Source organism: Nocardia cyriacigeorgica, from assembly GCF_010868145.1.
Classification (GTDB): Bacteria; Actinomycetota; Actinomycetes; order Mycobacteriales; family Mycobacteriaceae; genus Nocardia; species Nocardia cyriacigeorgica_D.
On sequence record NZ_JAAGUY010000001.1, the window covers coordinates 413,596 to 433,897 of the forward strand.

Annotated in this window: 14 protein-coding genes; 3 read left to right on the plus strand and 11 right to left on the minus strand. The window is 68.6% G+C overall.

The genetic code is table 11. The features are described 5' to 3' along the window. Positions 1 to 4: 4 nt before the first annotated feature. The 3 genes from GV792_RS01795 to GV792_RS01805 all read left to right on the plus strand — a co-directional run bounded on the left by GV792_RS01795 (position 5) and on the right by GV792_RS01805 (position 1,420). Positions 5 to 652 carry an RNA polymerase sigma factor gene (locus GV792_RS01795; RefSeq protein WP_309138705.1) on the plus strand — a complete coding sequence of 216 codons (648 nt, stop codon included), beginning with the start codon at positions 5 to 7 and terminating at the stop codon, positions 650 to 652. Next, entirely contained in the window at positions 649 to 885 is a 237-nt protein-coding gene (locus tag GV792_RS01800; protein ID WP_163821811.1) for a hypothetical protein, read from the plus strand. Before GV792_RS01795 ends, GV792_RS01800 begins: the two co-directional genes overlap by 4 nt. Positions 886 to 985: 100 nt before the next feature. Then, positions 986 to 1,420: a DoxX family membrane protein gene (locus tag GV792_RS01805; RefSeq protein WP_163821812.1), complete on the plus strand. Its 435-nt coding sequence runs from the start codon at positions 986 to 988 to the stop codon at positions 1,418 to 1,420. A 121-nt stretch (positions 1,421 to 1,541) separates the two neighbouring features. Here GV792_RS01805 and GV792_RS01810 read toward each other — a convergent pair whose 3' ends face one another. The 11 genes from GV792_RS01810 to glpK form a co-directional block, all read right to left on the minus strand. Continuing rightward, positions 1,542 to 3,932 (minus strand): ATP-binding cassette domain-containing protein, encoded by a 2,391-nt coding sequence (locus GV792_RS01810; protein ID WP_163821813.1) that lies wholly within the window; start codon positions 3,930 to 3,932, stop codon positions 1,542 to 1,544. 180 nt (positions 3,933 to 4,112) lie between these two features. Beyond that, positions 4,113 to 4,523, minus strand: coding sequence for a VOC family protein (locus tag GV792_RS01815; protein ID WP_163821814.1), 411 nt, complete (start codon positions 4,521 to 4,523; stop codon positions 4,113 to 4,115). 5 nt (positions 4,524 to 4,528) lie between these two features. Next, a complete protein-coding gene (locus tag GV792_RS01820) occupies positions 4,529 to 4,972 on the minus strand; it encodes a helix-turn-helix transcriptional regulator (RefSeq protein WP_163821815.1) in 444 nt (147 codons plus the stop codon). 476 nt (positions 4,973 to 5,448) lie between these two features. Continuing rightward, entirely contained in the window at positions 5,449 to 8,502 is a 3,054-nt protein-coding gene (gene fxsT / locus GV792_RS01825; protein WP_163821816.1) for an FxSxx-COOH system tetratricopeptide repeat protein, read from the minus strand. Positions 8,503 to 8,513: 11 nt separating this feature from the next. Then, entirely contained in the window at positions 8,514 to 9,764 is a 1,251-nt protein-coding gene (locus GV792_RS30005) for an aKG-HExxH-type peptide beta-hydroxylase (RefSeq protein ID WP_163821817.1), read from the minus strand. Next, complete coding sequence (locus GV792_RS01835; protein ID WP_163821818.1) at positions 9,761 to 11,380, minus strand: chloride channel protein; 1,620 nt, start codon at positions 11,378 to 11,380, stop codon at positions 9,761 to 9,763. Before GV792_RS01835 ends, GV792_RS30005 begins: the two co-directional genes overlap by 4 nt. Continuing rightward, positions 11,377 to 13,764, minus strand: coding sequence for an SAV_2336 N-terminal domain-related protein (locus tag GV792_RS01840; protein ID WP_163821819.1), 2,388 nt, complete (start codon positions 13,762 to 13,764; stop codon positions 11,377 to 11,379). The genes GV792_RS01835 and GV792_RS01840 overlap by 4 nt, the downstream gene beginning before the upstream one ends. Before the next feature lie 2 nt (positions 13,765 to 13,766). Then, positions 13,767 to 14,801 (minus strand): AAA family ATPase, encoded by a 1,035-nt coding sequence (locus GV792_RS01845; protein ID WP_163821820.1) that lies wholly within the window; start codon positions 14,799 to 14,801, stop codon positions 13,767 to 13,769. Beyond that, a complete protein-coding gene (locus tag GV792_RS01850; RefSeq protein ID WP_163821821.1) occupies positions 14,798 to 16,669 on the minus strand; it encodes a VMAP-C domain-containing protein in 1,872 nt (623 codons plus the stop codon). Before GV792_RS01850 ends, GV792_RS01845 begins: the two co-directional genes overlap by 4 nt. Positions 16,670 to 16,958: 289 nt before the next feature. Next, positions 16,959 to 18,704: a glycerol-3-phosphate dehydrogenase/oxidase gene (locus GV792_RS01855; RefSeq protein ID WP_163821822.1), complete on the minus strand. Its 1,746-nt coding sequence runs from the start codon at positions 18,702 to 18,704 to the stop codon at positions 16,959 to 16,961. Positions 18,705 to 18,730: 26 nt separating this feature from the next. Further along, positions 18,731 to 20,242 (minus strand): glycerol kinase GlpK, encoded by a 1,512-nt coding sequence (glpK, locus tag GV792_RS01860; protein WP_163821823.1) that lies wholly within the window; start codon positions 20,240 to 20,242, stop codon positions 18,731 to 18,733. Between the last annotated feature and the right edge of the window lie 60 nt (positions 20,243 to 20,302).

The following is a 20,302-nucleotide window of genomic DNA, read 5'->3' on the forward strand; positions in this document are numbered from 1 at the left end:
CACTGTGAACCCCACGACCTCCGGCGTGGCGCACCCGCGGGCCGATGAGCAGTGGCAGGCCGATCTGTCCGGCGACGGTCCCGCCGGTCGTGACGCGGTGGCGCGTTTGCGTGAGGTATTGCTGCGGGCGACCCGGCATCAGGTGTGGCGGCTGCGTGATCAGCTGCCCGGTGTGGGTGCCGGAGATCTGGAGGATCTGGCTCAGCAATGTGCCGATGACGCCGTGGTCGCCGTGCTCCGCCAGCTCCCCACGTTCGAGGGACGCAGTCGTTTCACCACATGGGTCTACAAGTTCGGGGTTCTGCACGCCGGTGTCGCTGTTCGTCGCCAGGCCTGGCGGCATCGCGAAATCCCGTTACCGGACGCGCTGACTTCTGTTGCCGACGGGTCGGCGACCCCGGAAGCAGTGCTGGGTGCCACCGAGCTCGCCCATGCGGTCGAGGCCGCGATTGCCAGGGACCTCACCGCGCATCAGCGGCGGATCCTGGTGGCGTTGGTGGTGGAGCAGGTGCCGATCGACGTGTTGGCCGACCGATTGGGTAGCACCCGCAATGCCCTCTACAAAACGTTGCACGATGCCCGTCGTCGGCTGCGGGCCGCCCTCATCGACAGCGGGCATCTCGATCCCCGCCCCGACCGGAGCACCTCATGACCGATCCGACAGCGGCTTCGAACGCTGAGATGATGGCGGGCTTGTTGGCCGACACCAGCCCGTACCTGTCCTGCGACGACTGCTTCGACCGACTTGATGAGTATGTCGAACGCCGTCTCGATGACCCTCGGTACGAGGATCTCGCGATGCAGACGCATCTGGCCGGTTGTGGTGCCTGCGCCGATGAGGCGCAGGCGTTGCAGGAGCTGCTCGATCAGCAGCCCGAGCAGTAGCGATAGCGCCCGCCGAACGCGACTAGTGCTATTCGGCCGGTAAGACCTTCGCCGACACGGCCACTAACAGTGTGACCGTCAACGTCGAAGGAGAAAACAGATGACTGTGCACACCGACCGGAGCGGGCATGCGGCGTCGCTCGCCGATCCCGGTTACCAGGCTTTTTGGGCGCTGCGGCTCGGCTTTGGTGTCCTGCCGATCCTGTTCGGGCTCGACAAGTTCGTCAACGTCCTCACCGACGACTGGACCCGCTATCTCGCCGACTTCTTCAACGACCTGGTTCCCGGCGATGCCGCCGCCGCGATGAACGTTGTCGGCGTCGTCGAGATCGTGGCAGGTATTGCTGTCCTCGTGTTTCCCCGCCTTGGTGCGCCCCTGGTTGCCGCCTGGCTCGGCGGCATCATCATCAACCTGTTGCTCGTCGGCGGGTACGGCGATATCGCATTGCGTGACTTCGGTTTGATGGCGGCAGCGCTCGTGCTGACCCGTCTGGCGTGGGCTTACCCGAACGGAATGCCTACGCGGCAACCCTGATTCGGGCGGGGCGGTGCTGGTTGAGCAGGCGCCCGGCTCGTTCGCAATGGTCTGGAAGTCCTCGCCATGGGCGCTGAAGCGGTGCACTCCCCCAGTGTTGGGGGGGAGTGCACCGTCGGGCTCAGGCGCCCACGTAGGTCGCGAGGTGTTCGCCGGTGAGGGTGGAACGGTCGGCGACGAGGTCGGCGGGAGTTCCTTCGAAGACGACCTTGCCGCCGTCGTGGCCTGCGCCGGGTCCGAGGTCGATGATCCAGTCGGCGTGTGCCATAACGGCTTGATGGTGCTCGATGACGATGACCGACTTGCCCGCCTCGACGAGCCGGTCGAGCAGGCCGAGCAGATTCTCGACGTCGGCCAGGTGCAGTCCGGTGGTCGGTTCGTCGAGGATGTACACCCCGCCCTTCTCACCCATATGGGTAGCCAGTTTCAGGCGCTGGCGTTCGCCGCCGGACAGCGTGGTCAGCGGCTGGCCGATGGTGAGGTAGCCGAGACCGACGTCGGCGAGTCGCTGCAGGATCTTGTGGGCGGCCGGTATCCGCGCGTCACCGGAGCCGAAGAACTCCTCGGCCTCGCTGACGGGCATGGCGAGTACTTCGCTGATGTCGCGGCCGCCGAGCTTGTAGTCGAGCACCTCGGCTTGGAAACGCTTGCCTTCGCATTCCTCGCAGGGGGTTTCCATGCTCGCCATCATGCCGAGGTCGGTGTAGATGACACCGGCGCCGTTGCAGGTGGGGCAGGCGCCTTCGGAGTTGGCGGAGAACAGTGCGGGTTTGACGCCGTTGGCTTTGGCGAACGCTTTGCGGATCGGTTCGAGCAGGCCGGTGTAGGTGGCGGGGTTGGAGCGGCGGGAGCCCTTGATGGCACCCTGGTCGATGACGACGACGCCGTCGCGTCCGGCGAGGTTGCCGTGGATGAGTGAGCTCTTGCCCGACCCCGCGACGCCGGTGACGACGGTCAGGACGCCGGTGGGGACGTCGACATCGACGTCGACGAGGTTGTTCTGTGCGGCGCCGCGGATTTCGAGTGCGCCGTCGGGTGTGCGGACCGATTCCTTGAGTGTGGCCCGGTAACCGAGGTGGCGGCCGGTGTGGGTGTCGCTGGCGCGCAGGCCGTCGATGTCGCCTTCATAGCAGACGGTCCCTCCCCCGGTGCCTGCTCCGGGTCCGAGGTCGATGACGTGGTCGGCGATGACGATGGTTTCGGGTTTGTGTTCGACGACGAGGACGGTGTTGCCCTTGTCGCGCAGGCGCAGCAGCAGGTCGTTCATGCGCTGGATGTCGTGCGGGTGCAGTCCGATGGTCGGTTCGTCGAAAACGTAGGTGACGTCGGTGAGGGCCGAGCCGAGGTGGCGGATCATTTTGGTGCGTTGGGCTTCACCTCCCGAGAGGGTGCCTGCGGGGCGGTCCAGTGACAGGTAGCCGAGTCCGATCTCGACGAATCCGTCGAGGGTGTGGCTCAGGGTGGTGAGCAGTGGTGCGACGGAGGGTTCGGCAAGGTCGCGCACCCATTCGGCGAGGTCGCTGATCTGCATCGCACAGGCGTCGGCGATGCTGATGCCGTTGATCTTGGAGGAGCGTGCGGCTTCGCTGAGGCGGGTGCCGTCGCATTCGGGGCAGGTGGTGAAGGTGATGGCGCGGTCGACAAAGGCGCGGATGTGGGGCTGCATCGCTTCGCGGTCCTTGGCGAGGAACGATTTCTGGATGCGTGGGATGAGGCCTTCGTAGGTGACGTTGACGTTGTCGACCTTGATGCGGGTGGCTTCTTTGTAGAGCAGGTCGTTGAGTTCGCGTTTGTTGTATTTGCCGATGGGCTTGTCGGGGTCGAGGAATCCCGAGCCCATGAAGATGCGCCCGTACCAGCCGTCCATGCTGTAGCCGGGGATGGTGAGTGCGCCTTCGGCGAGTGATTTGGTGGCGTCGTAGAGCTGGGTGAGGTCGAAGTCGGAGACTTTGCCCATGCCTTCGCAGCGCGGGCATTGGCCGCCGGTGATGTGGAAGCTGCGGCGTTCTTTGACGGCGCGACCGGCTTTTTCGATGGTGACCGCGCCGGCGCCGCTGATGGAGGCGACGTTGAAGGAGAAGGCTTGCGGTGAGCCGACGTGGGGTGTGCCGAGGCGGCTGAACAGGATGCGCAGCATGGCGTTGGCGTCGGTGGCGGTGCCGACGGTGGAGCGGACGTTGGCACCCATGCGTTCCTGGTCGACGATGATCGCGGTGGTGAGTCCGCCGAGGGCGTCGACGTCGGGGCGGGCCAGGTTGGGCATGAAGCCTTGAACGAAGGCACTGTAGGTCTCGTTGATCATCCGCTGCGATTCGGCGGCGATGGTGGAGAAGACCAGTGAGCTCTTGCCGGAGCCGGAGACGCCGGTGAAGACGGTGAGTCGGCGTTTGGGGATGTCGACGCTGATGTCTTTGAGGTTGTTCTCGCGGGCGCCTTGGACGCGAATGGTGTCGTGGCTGTCGGCCAGGTGCGCGGCTGCTGGTGCGGTGGCCTTCGTCGTGGCCGGGCTCATGGTGTCTCCATCTGTGGGCGGGGCGCGGTCGCCGTGGTCGTGGTGTGATCGGGTTTTCGGTGTCGAGCGCGATGTTATTCGTCGCCGCGGGTCGCGCGTGTACGAACGGGTCCCCGCCAGCGGTGGTGCGTGGCGTCGGCGGGGACCCGGTCGCGGAATCGTTGCCGGTGGTTGGCTGGGTCAGCTCGCCTGCTGGATGCGCAGCAGGTTGCCCGAGGGGTCGCGGAAGGCGCAGTCGCGGACGCCGTAGGGCTGGTCGGTGGGTTCTTGGACGACTTCGGCGTCGCCTGCTTGCAGGCGTTCGAAGGTGCCGTCGACGTCTTTGCTGGCGAGCACGATGCTGGCGTAGGTGCCTTTGGCCATCATTTCGGCGATGGTGGCGCGTTCGTCTTCGGTGAGGCCGGGGCTGGCTTCGGGCGGGTAGAGGACGATGGCGGTGTCGGCTTGGTCGGCGGGGCCGACGGTGATCCAGTGCATGCCGTTGTAGCCGACGTCGTTGCGGACTTCGAAGCCGAGGGTGTCTCGGTAGAAGACGAGGCTGGCTTCGTGGTCGGTGTGCGGGAGGAAGCTTGCGCTGATGCTGATATCCATGCTGATCAGGCTAATTGCGGATCGGCGGGCTGCGCTTCTCGATTCCTGATCGGTCTGGTGACCTGTTTGGCCACGCAGGAGGGCATCCCTGCGGTCGCTTCGGCGGCGTCGCGACGGTACACGCTGGGTGGCGTGCCGACAAGTTCGGTGAAGCGGGTGCTGAAGGTGCCCAGTGACTGGCAGCCGACGGCGAAGCAGACTTCGGTGACGCTGAGTTCACCGGCGCGCAGCAGCGCCATGGCGCGTTCGATGCGCCGGGTCATCAGATACGAGTAGGGCGATTCGCCGTAGGCCTGTTTGAACTGGCGGCTGAGGTGTCCGGCGGACATGTGGGCGTCCCGGGCGAGCGCTTCGACGTCGAGGGGTTGGGCGTATTCGCGGTCGATGCGGTCGCGGACACGGCGCAGTCGCGCGAGGTCGCGCAATTGTTGCTCCGTGGGTGTGCTCACCTTGCCGATAGTGCCATGTCGGGCGCGGGTTGCCCAGCGGCAGCGGCGTCCGGTGAGTGTCCGGAAGGGGGTGAACATTATCGACGACCATGCTGTCGGCCAAGGTGCGCTGGGGTATAGGAGTCGGTGCGGGTCTCGCTCTGGTGCCAGGCGGCAGCGACGGCCATGTAGTGCCGGTCGTCCTCGGCTGCGGTCACACGGAGAGCGGGCAGGTTCGGCCGCGTGCCGGCCTCGATGGCCCGGATGTCGCGCTCCTGCGCGCGGCTGCCCGATGGACTCGGCGAGAGCCCAGACAGTGACGGCGCCGGTGCGCTCCGCACAGGCCGCCACGAAGGCGCCGGCCTGCTCGGGGGAGGCCGAGAAGGCAAAGCCTGTCACCCTCTCCGACAGCTCCACGTGGCTCACCTCGCTCCTGCTTCCATCCTCGATGTCGCCGGGGCCCACAACTTAGAAACGGACTCCGGGAGTCGGCCCGGCTACAACGGTGGCGGTTCGACGTCGCAGCTGCCGCGACGGCGGGCTGTGGCCGCGTGACAGTCGGGGTGGTCGGCGCCGAGGGCGCGGGGGTAGCGGTCGAGGGTGTCGGCTTCGAGTTCGTCGGCCTCGGCGTGGCGGCCGAGGGCACGCAAGTCAAGGGTGAGGTTGACCGCCGTTTGCAGGGTGTAGCCGTGGTCGGCGCCGCGGATGCGGCGGCAGCGGTCCAGCACGGTGGCGCCGAGTTCGACGGCTTCGGTGAACCGTTCGAGGCCTGCGAGGTCGGAGGCGAGTCCGGTGTGGGCGGCGAGGGTGTAGGGGTGTTCTGCGGAGAGCCGTTCGGTGAAGATGTCGACGGCCTCCTGGTCGAGGGTCAACGCGTGCTCGTAGCGGCCGTGGGCGCGCAGCGCGGCGGCGTAGTTGACCGCGCAGGCGGCGGTGTACTGGTGGGTGGGTGATCCGGACGAGCAGCGCCGATACGCTTCGGCGGCGTGTTCGAGTGCCTGGTCGTGGTCGCCGGTGAGGCGGTAGTCGTTGGCGACGTTGGTGCGGGCGGCGATGGATTCGGGATGGTCGGGGCCGTAGACGTCGACATGGTCGGTGAGCACATCGCGTTGCATGTGCAGGGCGTCGGTGTAGCGGCCGGCTTTGCGGTAGGACACTGCGAGGTTCTTGCGGGCGCGCAGGATGTTTTGTTGGCGTGGGCTGCCGAGCAATTCGATGAAGTCGGCGAGCACACGTTCCTGCAGCGCGACCGAGGCTTGGTAGTTGCCGAGTTCGCGGTGGTTGCGGGCGACATTGTTGACGCAGTGCAGTCGCAGGATGGGGTCGTCGGCCAGCATCGGATCATTGCGGAACCGTTCGTAGTTTCCCGCGTCGAGTTCCATCGCGGCCGCGAATCGGCCCATCACCCGGTAGGACACGGCCAGGTTGTGGGCGGCGCGCACGGTTTCGATGCTGCCTTCCCCCAGGCATTCCTGTGCCCACGCATGCGATTGTTCGTTGAAGGCGACCGCACCGGCCCAGTCGCCCGCGGTGCGCATGCACGCGGCGATCAGGTCGCTGGACCAGACGTATTCCTCCGGGTAGGTGCCGCGGACCTGCTCCACGCCGGACAGTGCGGCCATGGCCGCATCGCGGGCGCGGGCCCAGTCGCCGAGCTGCCACAGGGCGTTGCCGGTCACGATCCAGATCCGGATGACGCCGATATCGGTGTCGCCGAGTATCGGAGTCCATGCTTCGGCGGCATGCACCCCCAAACCGGCGGCCGCGGTCAGTTCGCCCTGCACCCGCAGTGCTTCGACGACGTGGCGGATCAGTTCCGGCAGTTGGGCGCAGGGGTCGCCGGGGTGGGCGACGTGGGTGCAGGCGAGAACCTCGGTGTGGGCGATCTGCTGCCACAGCCACAGGTATCGGCTCCACAGTGCGGGCAGGTCGGTGCGTTGCGGGTCGGCGTCACACAGCACTTGGTGGGCGATGTGGCGGTTGGTGTCGGCGACGGTGGTGGGAAGGAAGTCGCGGATCCCGTGCCAGGGCACGGCGTGGATCTTCAATGCGCGCCCGCGTTCGGTGAGGGGATCTGCGCAGACCTGGGCGACCGAATCGCGGGTGATGAGGTCGAGGACGTTGCGGCGGCGATGTTCGTTGGCGAGGGCGTCGGCGAGCTGGTCGGGCAGCCGCACGCCGGTGCGCCGTTCCGAGCCGGGCAGTGTCGAGGTCAGCAGGGCCAGCGAGATCGCCTGGTCGGGGCCGAAACTGGTGAGCAGGCGCAGCAGCTGTCCCGCTGCCCACCCGTCCGAGCCGGCGGGTTCGTCGATCAGGGGGCGCACGGAGTCACCGATGATGGAGGCGGCCCGCTTGTAGGAGGCGGTGAGTTCTTTGTCCAGCAGCGTGAACGGTGTCGAGCGCATCCGGCGCAGCAGGGCGTCGTCGACGGTGTCGATGCCGCGGGATCCACGGTGGGCCAGTGCATTGAGCAGGACGGGGCTGCCGTCGACGGCGTCGCTGAACTGGCGTGCCATCGGTTCGGCCATATCGTCGACGTGACGGCGCAGGAAGTCGGCGCCTTCGGCGGTGGTGAACATGGGCACCGTGAGCGGTTGCGGGTGGTCCCAGTCGGTCACCTTCGAGGTGAGCAGCACATGTCCTGGACCGTCCCAGGGCACCATGTCCGACAGCAGCGCCGGTTTGCGTGGCAGTGGCAGGTGTTCGCGGCCGGTGCGGAAGCGGTCGGGGGTGACGTTGTCGTAGACGAGCAGGTAGCGGGTGCCGGATCGGCGCAGCGCGTCGACGACCTCGAGGTGGCGGGTGGCGCGTGGCAGCGATTCGGGCAGCCCGAGGGGGCCGGCGAGCTGGCCGAGTTCGGTGCGCATCACCGCGCCGTTCTCCCCGGAAATCCAGGCGATGAGGTCGTATTGGGAGCGGAAGCGCCGCACATAGGCGGCCGCGAGCCAGGTTTTGCCACTGCCGGCGATACCGGCCAGGACGCAGGCTCCTGCGGTGTCGAGTTGCCGGCGGAGGGTGTCGAGTTCGTGTTCGCGGCCGTAGAACCATTCGGGTTGATGCTGCGGCATCGTTTTGGACTGGTAGCCGACGAACATTTGCTGGCTCGGGTAGCGCACCCGCATCTGGTTCGCGCGTTGCAGAGTGTGTGGCGCGGTGGCGGTGTCGTTGTGGCCGAGCGCGTGCAGGATCTTGGTGCGGGCCTGGGTTTCGTCGGGCAGCAGACGCAGATCGACGGCGCGGAGGTGCTCGGCGTCGGCCGGGATGGTGGCCGTGGCGACGATGACCGCGAGCACCGCGTCTGGGGTGGCGACGTAGCGGGTCCAGTCGTGCGCGGCAGTGTGGCGCATGAAGTGGTCGCTGATCACCAGGACGAGCATGCGGCCGGAATCCGGTTGCGGCAGTGCGGTAGCGGTGTCGACGCGGTGCAGGCGCAGGTCGAGTCCGGCGTCGGTACCGATCTGCTGTAGCCACAGCGCCCAGACCGCGTCTTCACCGGCGTGGGCGACGACGATCGGTGCGGCGGTCGTCGAAGGCGGAGGCGTGGCAGCCACGTTCGCTACTCCTATCGCAGGGTCGCTGCGGCCGGGTGGCCGTCGCTGTCGGTGAGGGCGGTGTGCCGCATCAGGGTCACGAAATGGCGTCCGGCCGCGGTCAGCCGGTCGGTGTCGAGCAGGGTGTCGCAGGCGGTGAGCGTTTGCCGGCGGACCGGATCGGCGGCGGGAACGGAGGTGGCGGTGGGGTGCCCGGTGGCGCGGTGCCAGAACCGGGCGACCGCGAGGTGGGCGTAGACGCCGTGCAGCAGGGCACTGGGTGGGCGGAGTTCGGTGCGCCACGGTGAGGGCAGGTCGGCGGGGCCGTCGGTGCTGATCAGCGGACGCATCTCCATCAGCACGGCGAGTTTCGAGTGCTGGAATTCGTGCAGCAGACCGGTCGCTGCCGCCACGGGGTCGGCGGGCAGCACCATGGCGGTGGCGCCGAAAGCGTCGACGAGGGTGGAAGTGCGGAAGGCACTGACCACCCGGTCGCGTGGCAGTACGGCGCGCAGGCCGTTGGTCAGTGGTGTGGCGAGTTCGGGCACGACCTGGGCCAGTAGCCGCATCGCCGCGCCGAACAGTTGCTGCCAGCTGCGGTATTCGGTGTCACTCCACGGTGTCCAGCGGGTGCCGGGCCCGGGTGGCGGCAGGTCGGGCCAGGCGGACGGAGTGGCAGGCAGGTCGTCGAACTCGACGTCGATGCGCCCGGCGGGCAGCTGCGCCGACAGTCTGCGCAGCGGCGTCCAGTGCCAGCCGTCCAGGTGTGCGGTGTCGGTGCCGCGGTAGCGAATTCGTGGGTCGGTGGCCGCGGGCCCGGTCCAGCAGCCGAGCCCGGGCACGACCACCGCGTCGCCGACGCGTGGCAGCGCCAGATCGAAGTCCATCCGTGCGCGTATCGCGGCGGCGGCGGCGAACGATGCCAGATGTGCCTGCGGATCGGCGGCATCGGCTGCGGACTCGACCGCGCAGACGGCGGCCCACGCCCCGAATCGGGGATGCTGCAAGATCTCCCGCGCGGCCTCGGGGGCACGACGCTGCACCTGCACCAGCAGTTCGAACCCTGCCCGCGCCTGCGGTGTCAGACTGCTGGCGCCGCCGCGCAGGACTGCGGCGAGGAAGGCGATGTTACGGCTGAGACGGGCGCGCCGCAGCACCGCCAAGGTGCCGGGGTGGTCGGTGAGGGTGGCGAGGGCATCGAATTCGAGGCCGGAGACGGTCAATTCACCGGCGGCGGCAGCGGGGTGGGTGTGCGGTGGTGGGGTGTGGGAGGTGTCGATCACGCGCCTCCGCCCGCATTGTGGCCGGCGAAAATGATCCCGACGGCGGCTCTGCGGCGGCGCGCGGTGTGGAAGGCGTGCGTCACATCGGGACGACGATCGCCGAGCAGATCCTCGAGCGGTGTGTCGGTCAGGTCGGGTAGTCCCCGGGTGTCGTCGGATTCCATCGGGTCGTCCCCCACTGCTGAGCCGGGCTGATTCGGTCCACCGGAGCGTATGGCGTCGTCGGTGCGTCTCGTGCTCGGCGCTTTGTTCATGACAACTGATTTCAACATATCCGACACATCCAATTGCTGGTAACGCCTTGACAATTGGTTCGGTTTCTGGCTGGGGAACAAGGTGATGTCGCGAGTGCAGGCGGCGGCGATGATCACCGCGAGCACCAGACCCAACGGCGGCAGGTGATATCCGGCGACCTCGGCCGTGAACACGATCGCGGCCAGCGGTGCGCGAACGGCCGGGCCCAGACATGCTGCGAGCCCTGCCAGCGTGCACGCCGCCGCGGGGCCCGGCGCCAGGCCCGCGTCGGTGGCCAGCCGCCAGCACAGTGCTCCGGACGAGGCTCCTATCACCATGGCCGGCCCGAACACCCCGCCGACTCCCCCGGCGTGCAAGGTGACGACGGTGGTCGCGATTTTGACCAGCGGCAAGGCGAGCACCATCCACAGCGGTAGCATCGCGATTCCGGTGGAGGTCAGTTGCAGTGAGACCGTCCCGTAGCCGGTGCTCAGCGCCATCGGCACGAATATCCCGACGATTCCCACCCCGGCACCCGCCACGGCCGCGGTCACGAAGGGGCGGCGGCGTGCCGGGGCGAGCAGGCGGCCGACGCGGTGAAAGCTCACCACATACAGTCGCGTCGTCACCGCACAGACCACGCCGACACCGACAAGTACTGCGGTCCCGGTCGGATCCCACCACGCACCGAGGTCCTTGACCCCGAACATGGGCTCATATCCATACAGTGCGATGAACACGCCGAACGCGATCGGTGCTACGGGCAGCGCGAACAGCAAGGCCTGCCAGTCGATTCCGCGTCGGCGCAACAGTTCCGCGGCCAGCAGCGCACCGCCGATCGGGGCCTGGAACAGTGCTCCGACACCGGCGCCGAGCGCGGCGGTCACCACCAGGGCGGCCTCGGCGTCGGCCAGCCGCAGCCGCCGGGTGAGCATCGCGCCGAGCGAGGCCGCGATCTGGGCGACGGGGCCTTCGGTGCCGCCGGACCCGCCCGAACCCAGTGTGACCGCGGTGCCACCCAATTTGACCGCCGCACCCCGCACGGTCAGCCCGGTCAGGTCGCGGGTGTTGACCGCCGCGATGACGCCGTCGGTCCCGTTGACCTGCCGCCCACCCCACCGCGACAGCAGCGTCGCGCCCATCATGCCCGCCGCGACCAGCAACGGCACCAGCAGGACATGCTCACGCAGCGGTCCGACCGGGGTGCGCCATTGCCCGTCGGTGACCGCGATGAGTTCGACGACCGAGCCGAGCAACATGTGGGTGGCCGCATCGAGTACGAAACGCAGTGTGGCGGCGCCGAGTCCGGCCGCGACCCCGGCGAGCAGCAGCGCGGCACCCACCGCACCCCACCGGCCGACGCGCCGACCGTCGGCGGTCATGGGCCGTCGCTGCCGTCGACGGCAGCGAGGACCCGTCCCGCCTCGAGCGTCACCGGGCTGTGTGCCGCAGCGGGCAGGGTCGCCAGGATGGCGGCGAGTTCCGGTGCGAGCCGAGCAGGCAGGGCACCTGTCTGGATGGCGGGCGCCACTCGAGTGGCGGTGTCGAGCAGGGCCGCAGCGGCGATGTCGGCCGGTGCGCCGACCATGCGCGCGACCGCATGCCGGAACTGTTCGACGATCTGGCCTTCCAGCTCGCTCGGCGGATGTTCGGACAGGGTCGCGATATCGAGGTAGGCGCGGGTGATCTTGAACATCAGGACCGCGTCACGGTCGGTGGCCTCCTCGTCCTGTCCCGCCGCCACACACAGGTCGATCGCCTCCCAGGCGTAGAGCGGTTCACCGGTGACCTCGCTGCGGCGCAGCAGGGCGTCGGCGAGGCGTTCGGATAGCTGCGCCAGGCTCGCATCGTCGGGTTCGGTGGCGTCGAGCGCGGTGCGCAGCACGCGCGTTGCGTCGGTGAGGAAGTCGGCGCCGCCTGCCACGTCGAACCGGTGCAGCAGCAGCTCGCCAAGGCGGGTCAAGCCTGCGGCGCCCGCGTCGGTGTCGTCGAGTTCGGCGAGTGCGGTTTTGGCGATGGCGATGGCTTCGTCGAGGTCGCCGGTGTCGCCGCTGTATTCCCAGCGCCGCCGCAGCAGTGTGGTGAGCTGGTCGAGCAGGCCGGTCCGCTGCGGGTGCGCGACCGGCAGCGTTTCCAGTGCGTGTCGTGTCGAGGCCAGTGCGGCCTCCACGTCACCGTCGCGCATGTCCGCGGCCGCCGCACCCACAGCCTCGGCGTAGCGGCGTTCGTCGTCCGCGCTCGGTGGCCCGGTGGGCGGGTCGGGGAAGTTGGGGGCGATGCGGCGCAACGTTTCCGGCGACAGGTAGGCGAACGGGGCGCCTGCCCCGGCGGCCGGCTGGGAGACCGCGGCCCGGAACACCGGCCCCGGCACGTCGTAGCGTTCGGCGATGAACCGGGAGGTGGCGGCCAGGACCTGCGCGGCGTCGCTGCGGGGGATCGCCTCGCGCAGAACTTCGGCGACATCGGGCCGGAACGCGAAGACGCGGCTGTCCTCGGGAACGGTGTAGGGCGGTGCGGTGCCTGCGTCGGCGTCCTCGATCAGACCGCCGGCCAACACCTCGGCGAGCACACTGCGTTTGCTGCCCGGCAACACCGCCTGCTGCACCAGCCGCATGATCGGCAGCAACAACGGCACCTGGGCCAGGCTCGCGGCCAGCCGGAACGCCTCCGGTGAGGACGCCGCGCGGAAGCGCCGCACCCGTTCGATCGCACTGTGGCCGAGTTCCTGGTTCTGGCGTACCGACAGAGGTTGCGATCGTTGGCTGGTCGGCGGTTGCGCGCGGCGCAGCAATGGATAGCCGGCCGAGCGGCGTTCACCGGCCAGCAACTGGGCCCACGGCCGGATCCAACCGCGGGTCAACTCGAGCACCGGGATGGCTGTGGTCGTCGCGGTCGCGGGTGAGAGCACACGCAGGGGCGAGGGGCGGTCGGGGATCACCGCTGTTATTCGTCCGTGGCCCCAGTCCAGACCGGTCCGGCGCCATAATTGGTTCGGTAGTGGCTGCACGATCGCCACCGGAGAGCGTGCGGCGAGCCGTTCCAGTTCGGTCGCCGCGGTCCCCCACGCCCATGCATCGCCGAGGCAGGCGCTGAACACCATGATGACGCGGCGTCCGGCCGGGTCGCGCAGCACCGACAGCGGCCGGTCCGGTGCGCCGTGCGCGTGGGTGGCCAATCGCAGTGCGCCCGTCTCGTCTTCGTCGAGGTACCACTCGGTGACGCGGCGAAAGCCCACCGAGTCGACCAGTGTCCGGATGGCTGCGCCGAGCCCGCTCCAGGCCGCCATCGACGGATGCCGGTCGAAGACCAACGCCACTTCGCGTTGACGCACCAGCGCGGGTTTGGTCGCGGGCCACGCGACCGCGGTGCGGGCAACGCGATCGACGGAGGCGTCCTCGTCGAACACCTGTCTGCGCGCGTCGGGCACCTTACGTGCCAGGGGCCGCAGTTCCCCCAGCAGATCGGCGCCCGAGTCGAGCGGTGACGGTGCGGGTACCGCGACCTCGGTGCGGTAGGGCCACACGGTGTGCGGTCCGGGTAGCGACCGGGCGGGCGCTTCGCGCGGCAGCAACGGTTGCATGGTGGCGGTGTCGGCGGCCGGGGCGCCGGAGTCGGCGTCGAGTGCCGGGTCCGGTGTGTGGGTGGGGGGTGGAGCGTGGTTCGGATGATCGTCGATATGGCCGGCAAGCCAGAGCGCCTCGGCGACGGTGCCACCGTCGACATCGAGTTCACGCAGTGCGTCGAGGAGTTCGGACAGGCCGGACATGATCAGCCTCCGGTGTCGGTGGGCTGCATGAGCCGCTCCGCCAGTCGCTGGCGGTCCACCCGGTCGGCGCCGTCGACGAGGGTGGCTTGGGTCAGCACGTGCAGGGCGATGAGCAGCCGGTCGGTGGGCAGGGCGCCCAGTTCGTTGCGGCGGCGCAGATAGTTGTCGATGATGTCGCCGTACTCCTCGGCGACGCCGGTCCCCAGGTGGGCGGCGACCACTCGTTCCAGCTGCGGGCGTTCGGGTTTGTCCAGCTGCAGTTGCAGACAGCGCCGCAGAAACGCCGGTGGGAATTCCCGTTCGCCGTTGCTGGTCATGATGACCACCGGGAAAGCGTTGCATTGGACGAAACCGTCGCGGACCTCGACCCGTTCGCGGCCCTCATGGGTGAACACGTCGACCCGCGGCCGGTGCGCGCGAATGCGGCGCAGCTCATCGATCTGGTATTCGCCGTTTTCGAATACGTGCAGCAGGTCGTTGGGCAGATCGATATCGGCCTTGTCGATTTCGTCGATCAGCAGCACCCGCGGCCTGCGGTAGGGCAGCAGCGCGGTCCCAAGGGGTCCGAGGGTGATGTAGTCGGCCAGATCCGCAGACCCGCCCTCGGATCCGGCGGTCTCACGCAGCTGTGCCTCTTCGAAACGGCGCAGCGCGTCGTAGTGGTAGAGGCCGTCGTTGAGCCCACTGCGGCTGGTGATCGGCCAGTGCAGCACCGGACCCAATCCCAGTTCGCGGGCGATCAGATAGGCCAGCGACGATTTGCCGAGCCCGGGCGCGCCGGTCACAAGCAGCGGCCGCCTGCACAGCAGGGCGGCATTGATGACGTCGAGGTCCTCGGTACGCAGCTGGTGGGCGCCGATGCCGTCGCGGCCCAGTTTGCGGTCCATCTGGGCCGGTTGGTCGGGCTGTGGGTGCGGCGGCCCCAGCGTCGGAAACCCCGTGAAGGTGCGGGCGATCATCGGTGCAGGCACCGCATCCCACGCATCCGGGCGCGGCTCACCCGAGCCGCGGAACACATGCCATCTCGGCGTTGTCATAGCCACTCCCGTCTCATGGCCCCCGGCCCGGCGAGCGGAGGCGGGCGTCGTCTGCTCTGTCCGGGAACGTCGAGAACGCAGATGATCTTGCGCCAGAACAGATCCCGCTCCTCGGAATGTTCGTGTTCGCGCTGCTCGTGCCAGATCGCAGAGTACCAATCGGTCGGCGGATGAGGCGCCAAACGTGCAGCAAGTGCGGTGCGGAACACGCTGCCGTCGCACTCCGGCGCCTCGCCGGGGTGGGTGGGGCAACCCTCGGTGCGCCACAGGGTGATCGGCAGCGCGTTGGACGCCGACGCGGTCAGCACCTCGGCGGTCGGTGGTTCGGTGACCGCGACACCGTCGGGTGGGTCGGCGTCGGCGAACAACCCTTGCAGGGTGGGAAGGGCTCGGGCGCGTGGATCGGCGCACCCCAACCAGACCAGGCTGTCGGCGCCTTGGCTGCGCAGCCGGTTCCAGCGTGCGTCGAGTTCGGCGATCTGTTCGCTGCTCTTCTCCCAGGTGCTGCTGCGTCGCAGCCGCATCCGGAACTTGCTGAAGGGGCGTTCGTCGGTACGTCGCCACTCGAACAGTGGGTCCTCGCCGAGTCGATCATCGGGCAGCGCGACAACGATTTCGACGGCGTCGCGTGGTTTCTCGATAGTGCTCAACGCGACGTCGAGCGCGTATTTCAGTTCTCGTTTGGCGTGGTCGTAGCTGGCGCAGCGGCCTGCGGGCTCGAGGGTGATGATCTCCTGGTCACCGGATTTGCGTGCCAGTTCGTATCGGTGCGGTATCGGGGCGCGCTCGTCCAGACGTGGCCCTTCTTCGGGCACGATGATGCCGAACAGCACGGTGACTTCGGTGCTGTCCTGTTGCGTGGACAGGAAACGTCGCTCGAATTGCGGATAGTCGCGCGGCAGCAGCATCTTCTTCGGCAGCTCGCGTAGCCCTTGCGCGACGGCGGGGTCGACGGGCAGATGTTTCGGTGCCAGCGCACAGAATCTGGCCAGGTCGAAGGTCGGGTTCTGACTTTCGGTGCCGAGGTATTCGGCCAGGTCGCGCAGCGTGAGCAGATCGCCCATATCGGGCAGGAACGAGTCGCGGAACAGTTCATCGACCAGCCCGACCGGTACCCGCCGCTCGGCTGCGGTCGCGATCTCGGCCAGCAGCCCTTGCAGTTCGACCAGCCACCGCCGCACGGGTGCTTCGGCACCGACAAGGCGATCGACCCAGGTGTGATCGGCGTGATGGTAGGCGTCATGCGCGGTGACGATCTCGTCGTACAGCGTCCGCGCACCCACGCGCAGACCGTCGAGCAGGTAGGCGATCGCTCCGCCTTGGGCGGAGTCGAGGTTCTCACTGGCCTTGACGAAACCGACGACGCCGCCGTGGGGTACCGACCACACCGGCGCACCCGACATCCCCTGGATGACGGAGCGGTCGCCGTCGATGGTGAAGAACCGTTGATGCATATCGCGCACCCGGTACCCGTGGTAGATCTCCGTCACCCGGTCGACGTAGGTGGGGTTCAGTGCGCAGACGAGTAGTTCGTCCTTGGCGGTGAGCACGGGTTCGGCCATCAGCACGCACGGTGCCCCCACTCGGCTCGGCTGGTCGATGCGCAGCACCGCCAAATCGTCGAACCCCCACCGTGAACCCTGCGCAGGCGGCGGGGACGCGACGACGACGTCGGCGGTGCAGGCACTGTCCTCACCGAACACCAACCGCACCCGACCACCCGCAGCGTGCGCGACATGGGCTGCGGTGACCGCATAGTCGGGGGTGACGCGGAAGGCCGTGCCGATCCGCTCCGCGCCGGGCCGGTCCGCCGAGACCGCTGCGGCGGCAGCGCGCAGCAGATCATCGATATCGGCATGGACCGGCATGGCGCTGTTGCTCTTTCGCTACCGCGGCGTGCAGGAGCCGCCGAGGTCCACGTTGATATGCGCCATATCTACCCCCGCATTGTCGTTCGGCCGCAGATCTACCATACGGGCTGCTCACCGCGTGCGCTGAACGAATGCGTGAGCGCAGCCCGCGCTCGCCCGGTGGCGGGTCTCCCCCTCCGGAACATCCGGCACGCTATCACCGAGTCCTGTTGGGCGGCAATGAGTCCTGTGCCGCATACGCTGTTGTGCCGGACTGGCCCGGCACAACCGGCGCGAGGGATCGCGGTCAGGCGAACGATTCCTCGACCGCGCGTCCGGTGCGTGAATCGGCGACGGTGCGGCGTACGGAGTCGGCGGTCGCGTCGTCGAGGTAGCGGTGGGCGTCGCGTTCGGCGGCGACACGGGCGGTGTAGAGCTCGATTTCGCGGGCGATGTCACCGGCATCCCAGCCGAGGTGCGGTGCGACCAGTGCGGCCACCTCGGCGGCCACGGCGGTTCCTCGGTCGGTGGTTTCGATGGACAGGCGGGTGCGGCGGGTGAGGATGTCGTCCAGATGCAGTGCACCCTCGTGGGTGACGGCGTAGACGATTTCCGCGCGCAGATAGGGCGTGCCGTCCAGTGGCTGCGCTAGTCGCGGGTCGGCGGTGATGAGTTCGCGCAGTTCGGTGAGGGCGCTGCCGTATCGGCCGAGCAGGTGCTCGATCGTGGTCGCGGGCAGGCGCAGCTCTTCGGCCAGGCGTGAACGCGACAGCGACAGTTCGGAATAGCCGTGCGCCCCCACCAGTGGCACTCGGTCGGTGCGGGAGGGCCCGACCCGGCCGGGCAGGTCGGCGACGGCTGCGTCGACGGCGTCGGCGGCCATCACCCGGTAGGTGGTGTATTTGCCGCCTGCGACCAGGACCAGCCCGGGAACCGGTGTGACGACGGCGTGTTCACGCGAGAGGGTGCTGGTCTGGTCGGAGTTGCCTGCCAGCAGCGGACGCAGCCCGGCGTAGACGCCGACGATGTCGTCGTGGCCGATCGGATGCTCGAGCAGCCGGTTCACCTGGGTCAGGATGTAGTCGATATCGGCGCGGGTGGCGGCCGGATGAGCCAGATCGTGGTCCCAGGGGGTGTCGGTGGTGCCGATGATCCAGTGCGCTTGGCTCCACGGGCAGGGGATGACGAACAGCAGGCTCTTGTCGGTTTCGGTGATCAGACCGGTCGTGGCGTCGATGCGGTCGCGCGGGACGACGATATGGACACCCTTGGAGGTGCGGATCCGGAACTGCGGGGTGGCGTCGAGCATGGCCTGGATCTCATCGGTCCACGGCCCGGCGGCGTTGATGATGCGCTTGGCGCGGATGTCGAGATGCCGTCCGGTTTCGAGATCTTCGACGACAGCGCCGACGATGCGGTCGCCCTCACGCAGGAAATCCACCACCCGAGTACTCGATGCGCACAGTGCGCCGTGGGTGGCGGCGGTGCGGGCCAGCATCATGGTGTGCCGTGCGTCGTCGAGCTGGCCTTCGTAGAAGCTCACCCCGCCGCGCACGCGCCCGCGTTTTGCGCCGGGGAATCGGGCCAGGGTGCCGCGGCGGCCGAGGTGGCGGTGATGGGCGGGCACACCGCGGCCAGCGCCGAGCACGTCGTAGACGCCGATCCCCGCGCCCGCCCACGCACGGTCGAGCAGCGGACGTTCCAGTGGGTAGACGAATTCGACGGGTGTCGCCAGGTGTGGGGCGAGGGTGTCGAGGATGAGCGAGCGTTCCCGCAGCGCTTCGAAGACGAGCCCGAAGTCGAGTTGTTTGAGGTAGCGCAGCCCGCCGTGGACGAGCTTGGAGGAGCGGCTCGAGGTGCCCGAAGCGTAGTCGCGGGCTTCGACCAGGCCGACACGCAGACCGCGGGTGACGGCGTCGAGTGCGGCGCCGGCGCCGACCACGCCCGCGCCGATGACCAGGACGTCGAGTTCGGTGGTGGCCATGGTGTGGAGGGCGTGCTCGCGGGTGGTGGGGCTCAGCGGCAGCGGTGTGGTGAGCGAACGGCCGGTCATGGAATGTCCTTGTGTCGAGGGTGTGGTCAGGGGGTGGCCCAGTCGAGGGTGCGGCCGACGGCTTTGGTCCAACCGGTGTAGCCGTCGGTGCGTTGGCGTTCGGTCCAGGTGGGTTCCCAGCGGATGTCTTCGCGCCAATGCCTGCGCAGTTCGTCGGTGTCGCGCCAATAGCCGGTGGCCAGGCCCGCGGCGTAAGCGGCGCCGAGGGCGGTGGTTTCGGTGACGACGGGTCGGCTGACGGGCACGCCGAGGATGTCGGCTTGGATCTGCATGCACAGGTTGTTGGCGGTGACGCCGCCGTCCACGCGCAGCACCTGCAGTCCGACACCGGAGTCCTGCGACATGGCGTCGGCGACGTCGCGGGTTTGGTAGCAGATCGCTTCGAGGGTGGCGCGGGCGATATGCGCGTTGGTGGCGTAGCGGGTGAGCCCGACGATGGCGCCGCGGGCATCCGAACGCCAGTGCGGTGCGAACAGCCCGGAGAAGGCGGGCACGAAATAGACGCCGCCGTTGTCGGCGACTTGGGCGGCGAGGGATTCGCTGTGGGCGGCGCCGGAGATGATGCCGAGTTGGTCGCGCAACCATTGCACCGCCGACCCGGTGACCGCGATCGACCCTTCGAGGGCGTAGGCAGGGGGTTGGTCGCCGAGCTGATAGCAGACGGTGGTGAGCAGGCCGTTGGCCGAACGCACCGGGGTGGTGCCGGTGTTGAGGAGCAGGAAGTTGCCGGTTCCGTAGGTGTTCTTGGCTTGGCCGCGGTCCAGGCAGACCTGGCCGATCATGGCGGCCTGCTGATCGCCCACCGCCGCGGTGATGGGTACCGCGGCGGCAAAGGGGCCGTCGGCGCTGGTGTGGCCATATCGGGTGGGGTGGGAGGAGGCGGCGATCGCGGGCAGCATGGCGCGCGGGATGTCGAGCAGGGCGAGCAGTTCCTCGTCCCAGTCGAGGGTGTCGAGGTCCATGAGCATGGTGCGGCTGGCGTTGGTGACGTCGGTGAGGTGCAGACCGCCGCGGGTGCCGCCGGTGAGGTTCCACAGCAGCCAGGTGTCGATGGTGCCGAACAGGGCGTCGCCGCGTTCGGCGGCGGCGCGCAGTCCGGGCTGGTTGTCCAGCAGCCAGGCGATCTTGCCGCCGGCGAAGTAGGTGGCCGGGGGTAGTCCGGTGCGGTGGCGTACGAGTTCGCCTGCGGTGGAGTCGAGTTCGGCGGCGATGTGGTCGGTGCGGGTGTCCTGCCAGACGATGGCGTTGTGGTGGGGGCGTCCGGTGTGGCGGTCCCAGACGACGGTGGTTTCGCGCTGATTGGTGACGCCGACGGCGGCCAGGTCGCTCGCGCGCAGGCCGTGGCGGCCCAGTGCGGTCTGGATGACCGCGCAGCTGCGTTCCCAGATCTCGACCGGATTGTGTTCCACCCATCCCGGGCGCGGCAGTATCTGCTCGTGTTCGAGCTGGTGGCGGGCGATGACGGTGCCCGCGTGGTCGAAGACCATGAAGCGCGTGCTTGTCGTGCCCTGGTCGAGGGCGCCGATGAGGTCGGTCATCTGGTCTCCGTTGTCCGGCTCGCCGGTCCCTCGGGCGAGCTGCCACTGCCGAACCTAGAA

Coding starts and splice junctions, on each gene's coding strand:
- GV792_RS01800 (WP_163821811.1), top strand. CDS start 649: ATGACCGATCCGACAGCGGCTTCGAACGCTGAGATGATGGCGGGCTTG.
- GV792_RS01805 (WP_163821812.1), top strand. CDS start 986: ATGACTGTGCACACCGACCGGAGCGGGCATGCGGCGTCGCTCGCCGAT.
- GV792_RS01810 (WP_163821813.1), bottom strand. CDS start 3,932: ATGAGCCCGGCCACGACGAAGGCCACCGCACCAGCAGCCGCGCACCTG.
- GV792_RS01815 (WP_163821814.1), bottom strand. CDS start 4,523: ATGGATATCAGCATCAGCGCAAGCTTCCTCCCGCACACCGACCACGAA.
- GV792_RS01835 (WP_163821818.1), bottom strand. CDS start 11,380: ATGACCGCCGACGGTCGGCGCGTCGGCCGGTGGGGTGCGGTGGGTGCC.
- GV792_RS01840 (WP_163821819.1), bottom strand. CDS start 13,764: ATGTCCGGCCTGTCCGAACTCCTCGACGCACTGCGTGAACTCGATGTC.
- GV792_RS01845 (WP_163821820.1), bottom strand. CDS start 14,801: ATGACAACGCCGAGATGGCATGTGTTCCGCGGCTCGGGTGAGCCGCGC.
- GV792_RS01850 (WP_163821821.1), bottom strand. CDS start 16,669: ATGCCGGTCCATGCCGATATCGATGATCTGCTGCGCGCTGCCGCCGCA.
- GV792_RS01855 (WP_163821822.1), bottom strand. CDS start 18,704: ATGACCGGCCGTTCGCTCACCACACCGCTGCCGCTGAGCCCCACCACC.
- glpK (WP_163821823.1), bottom strand. CDS start 20,242: ATGACCGACCTCATCGGCGCCCTCGACCAGGGCACGACAAGCACGCGC.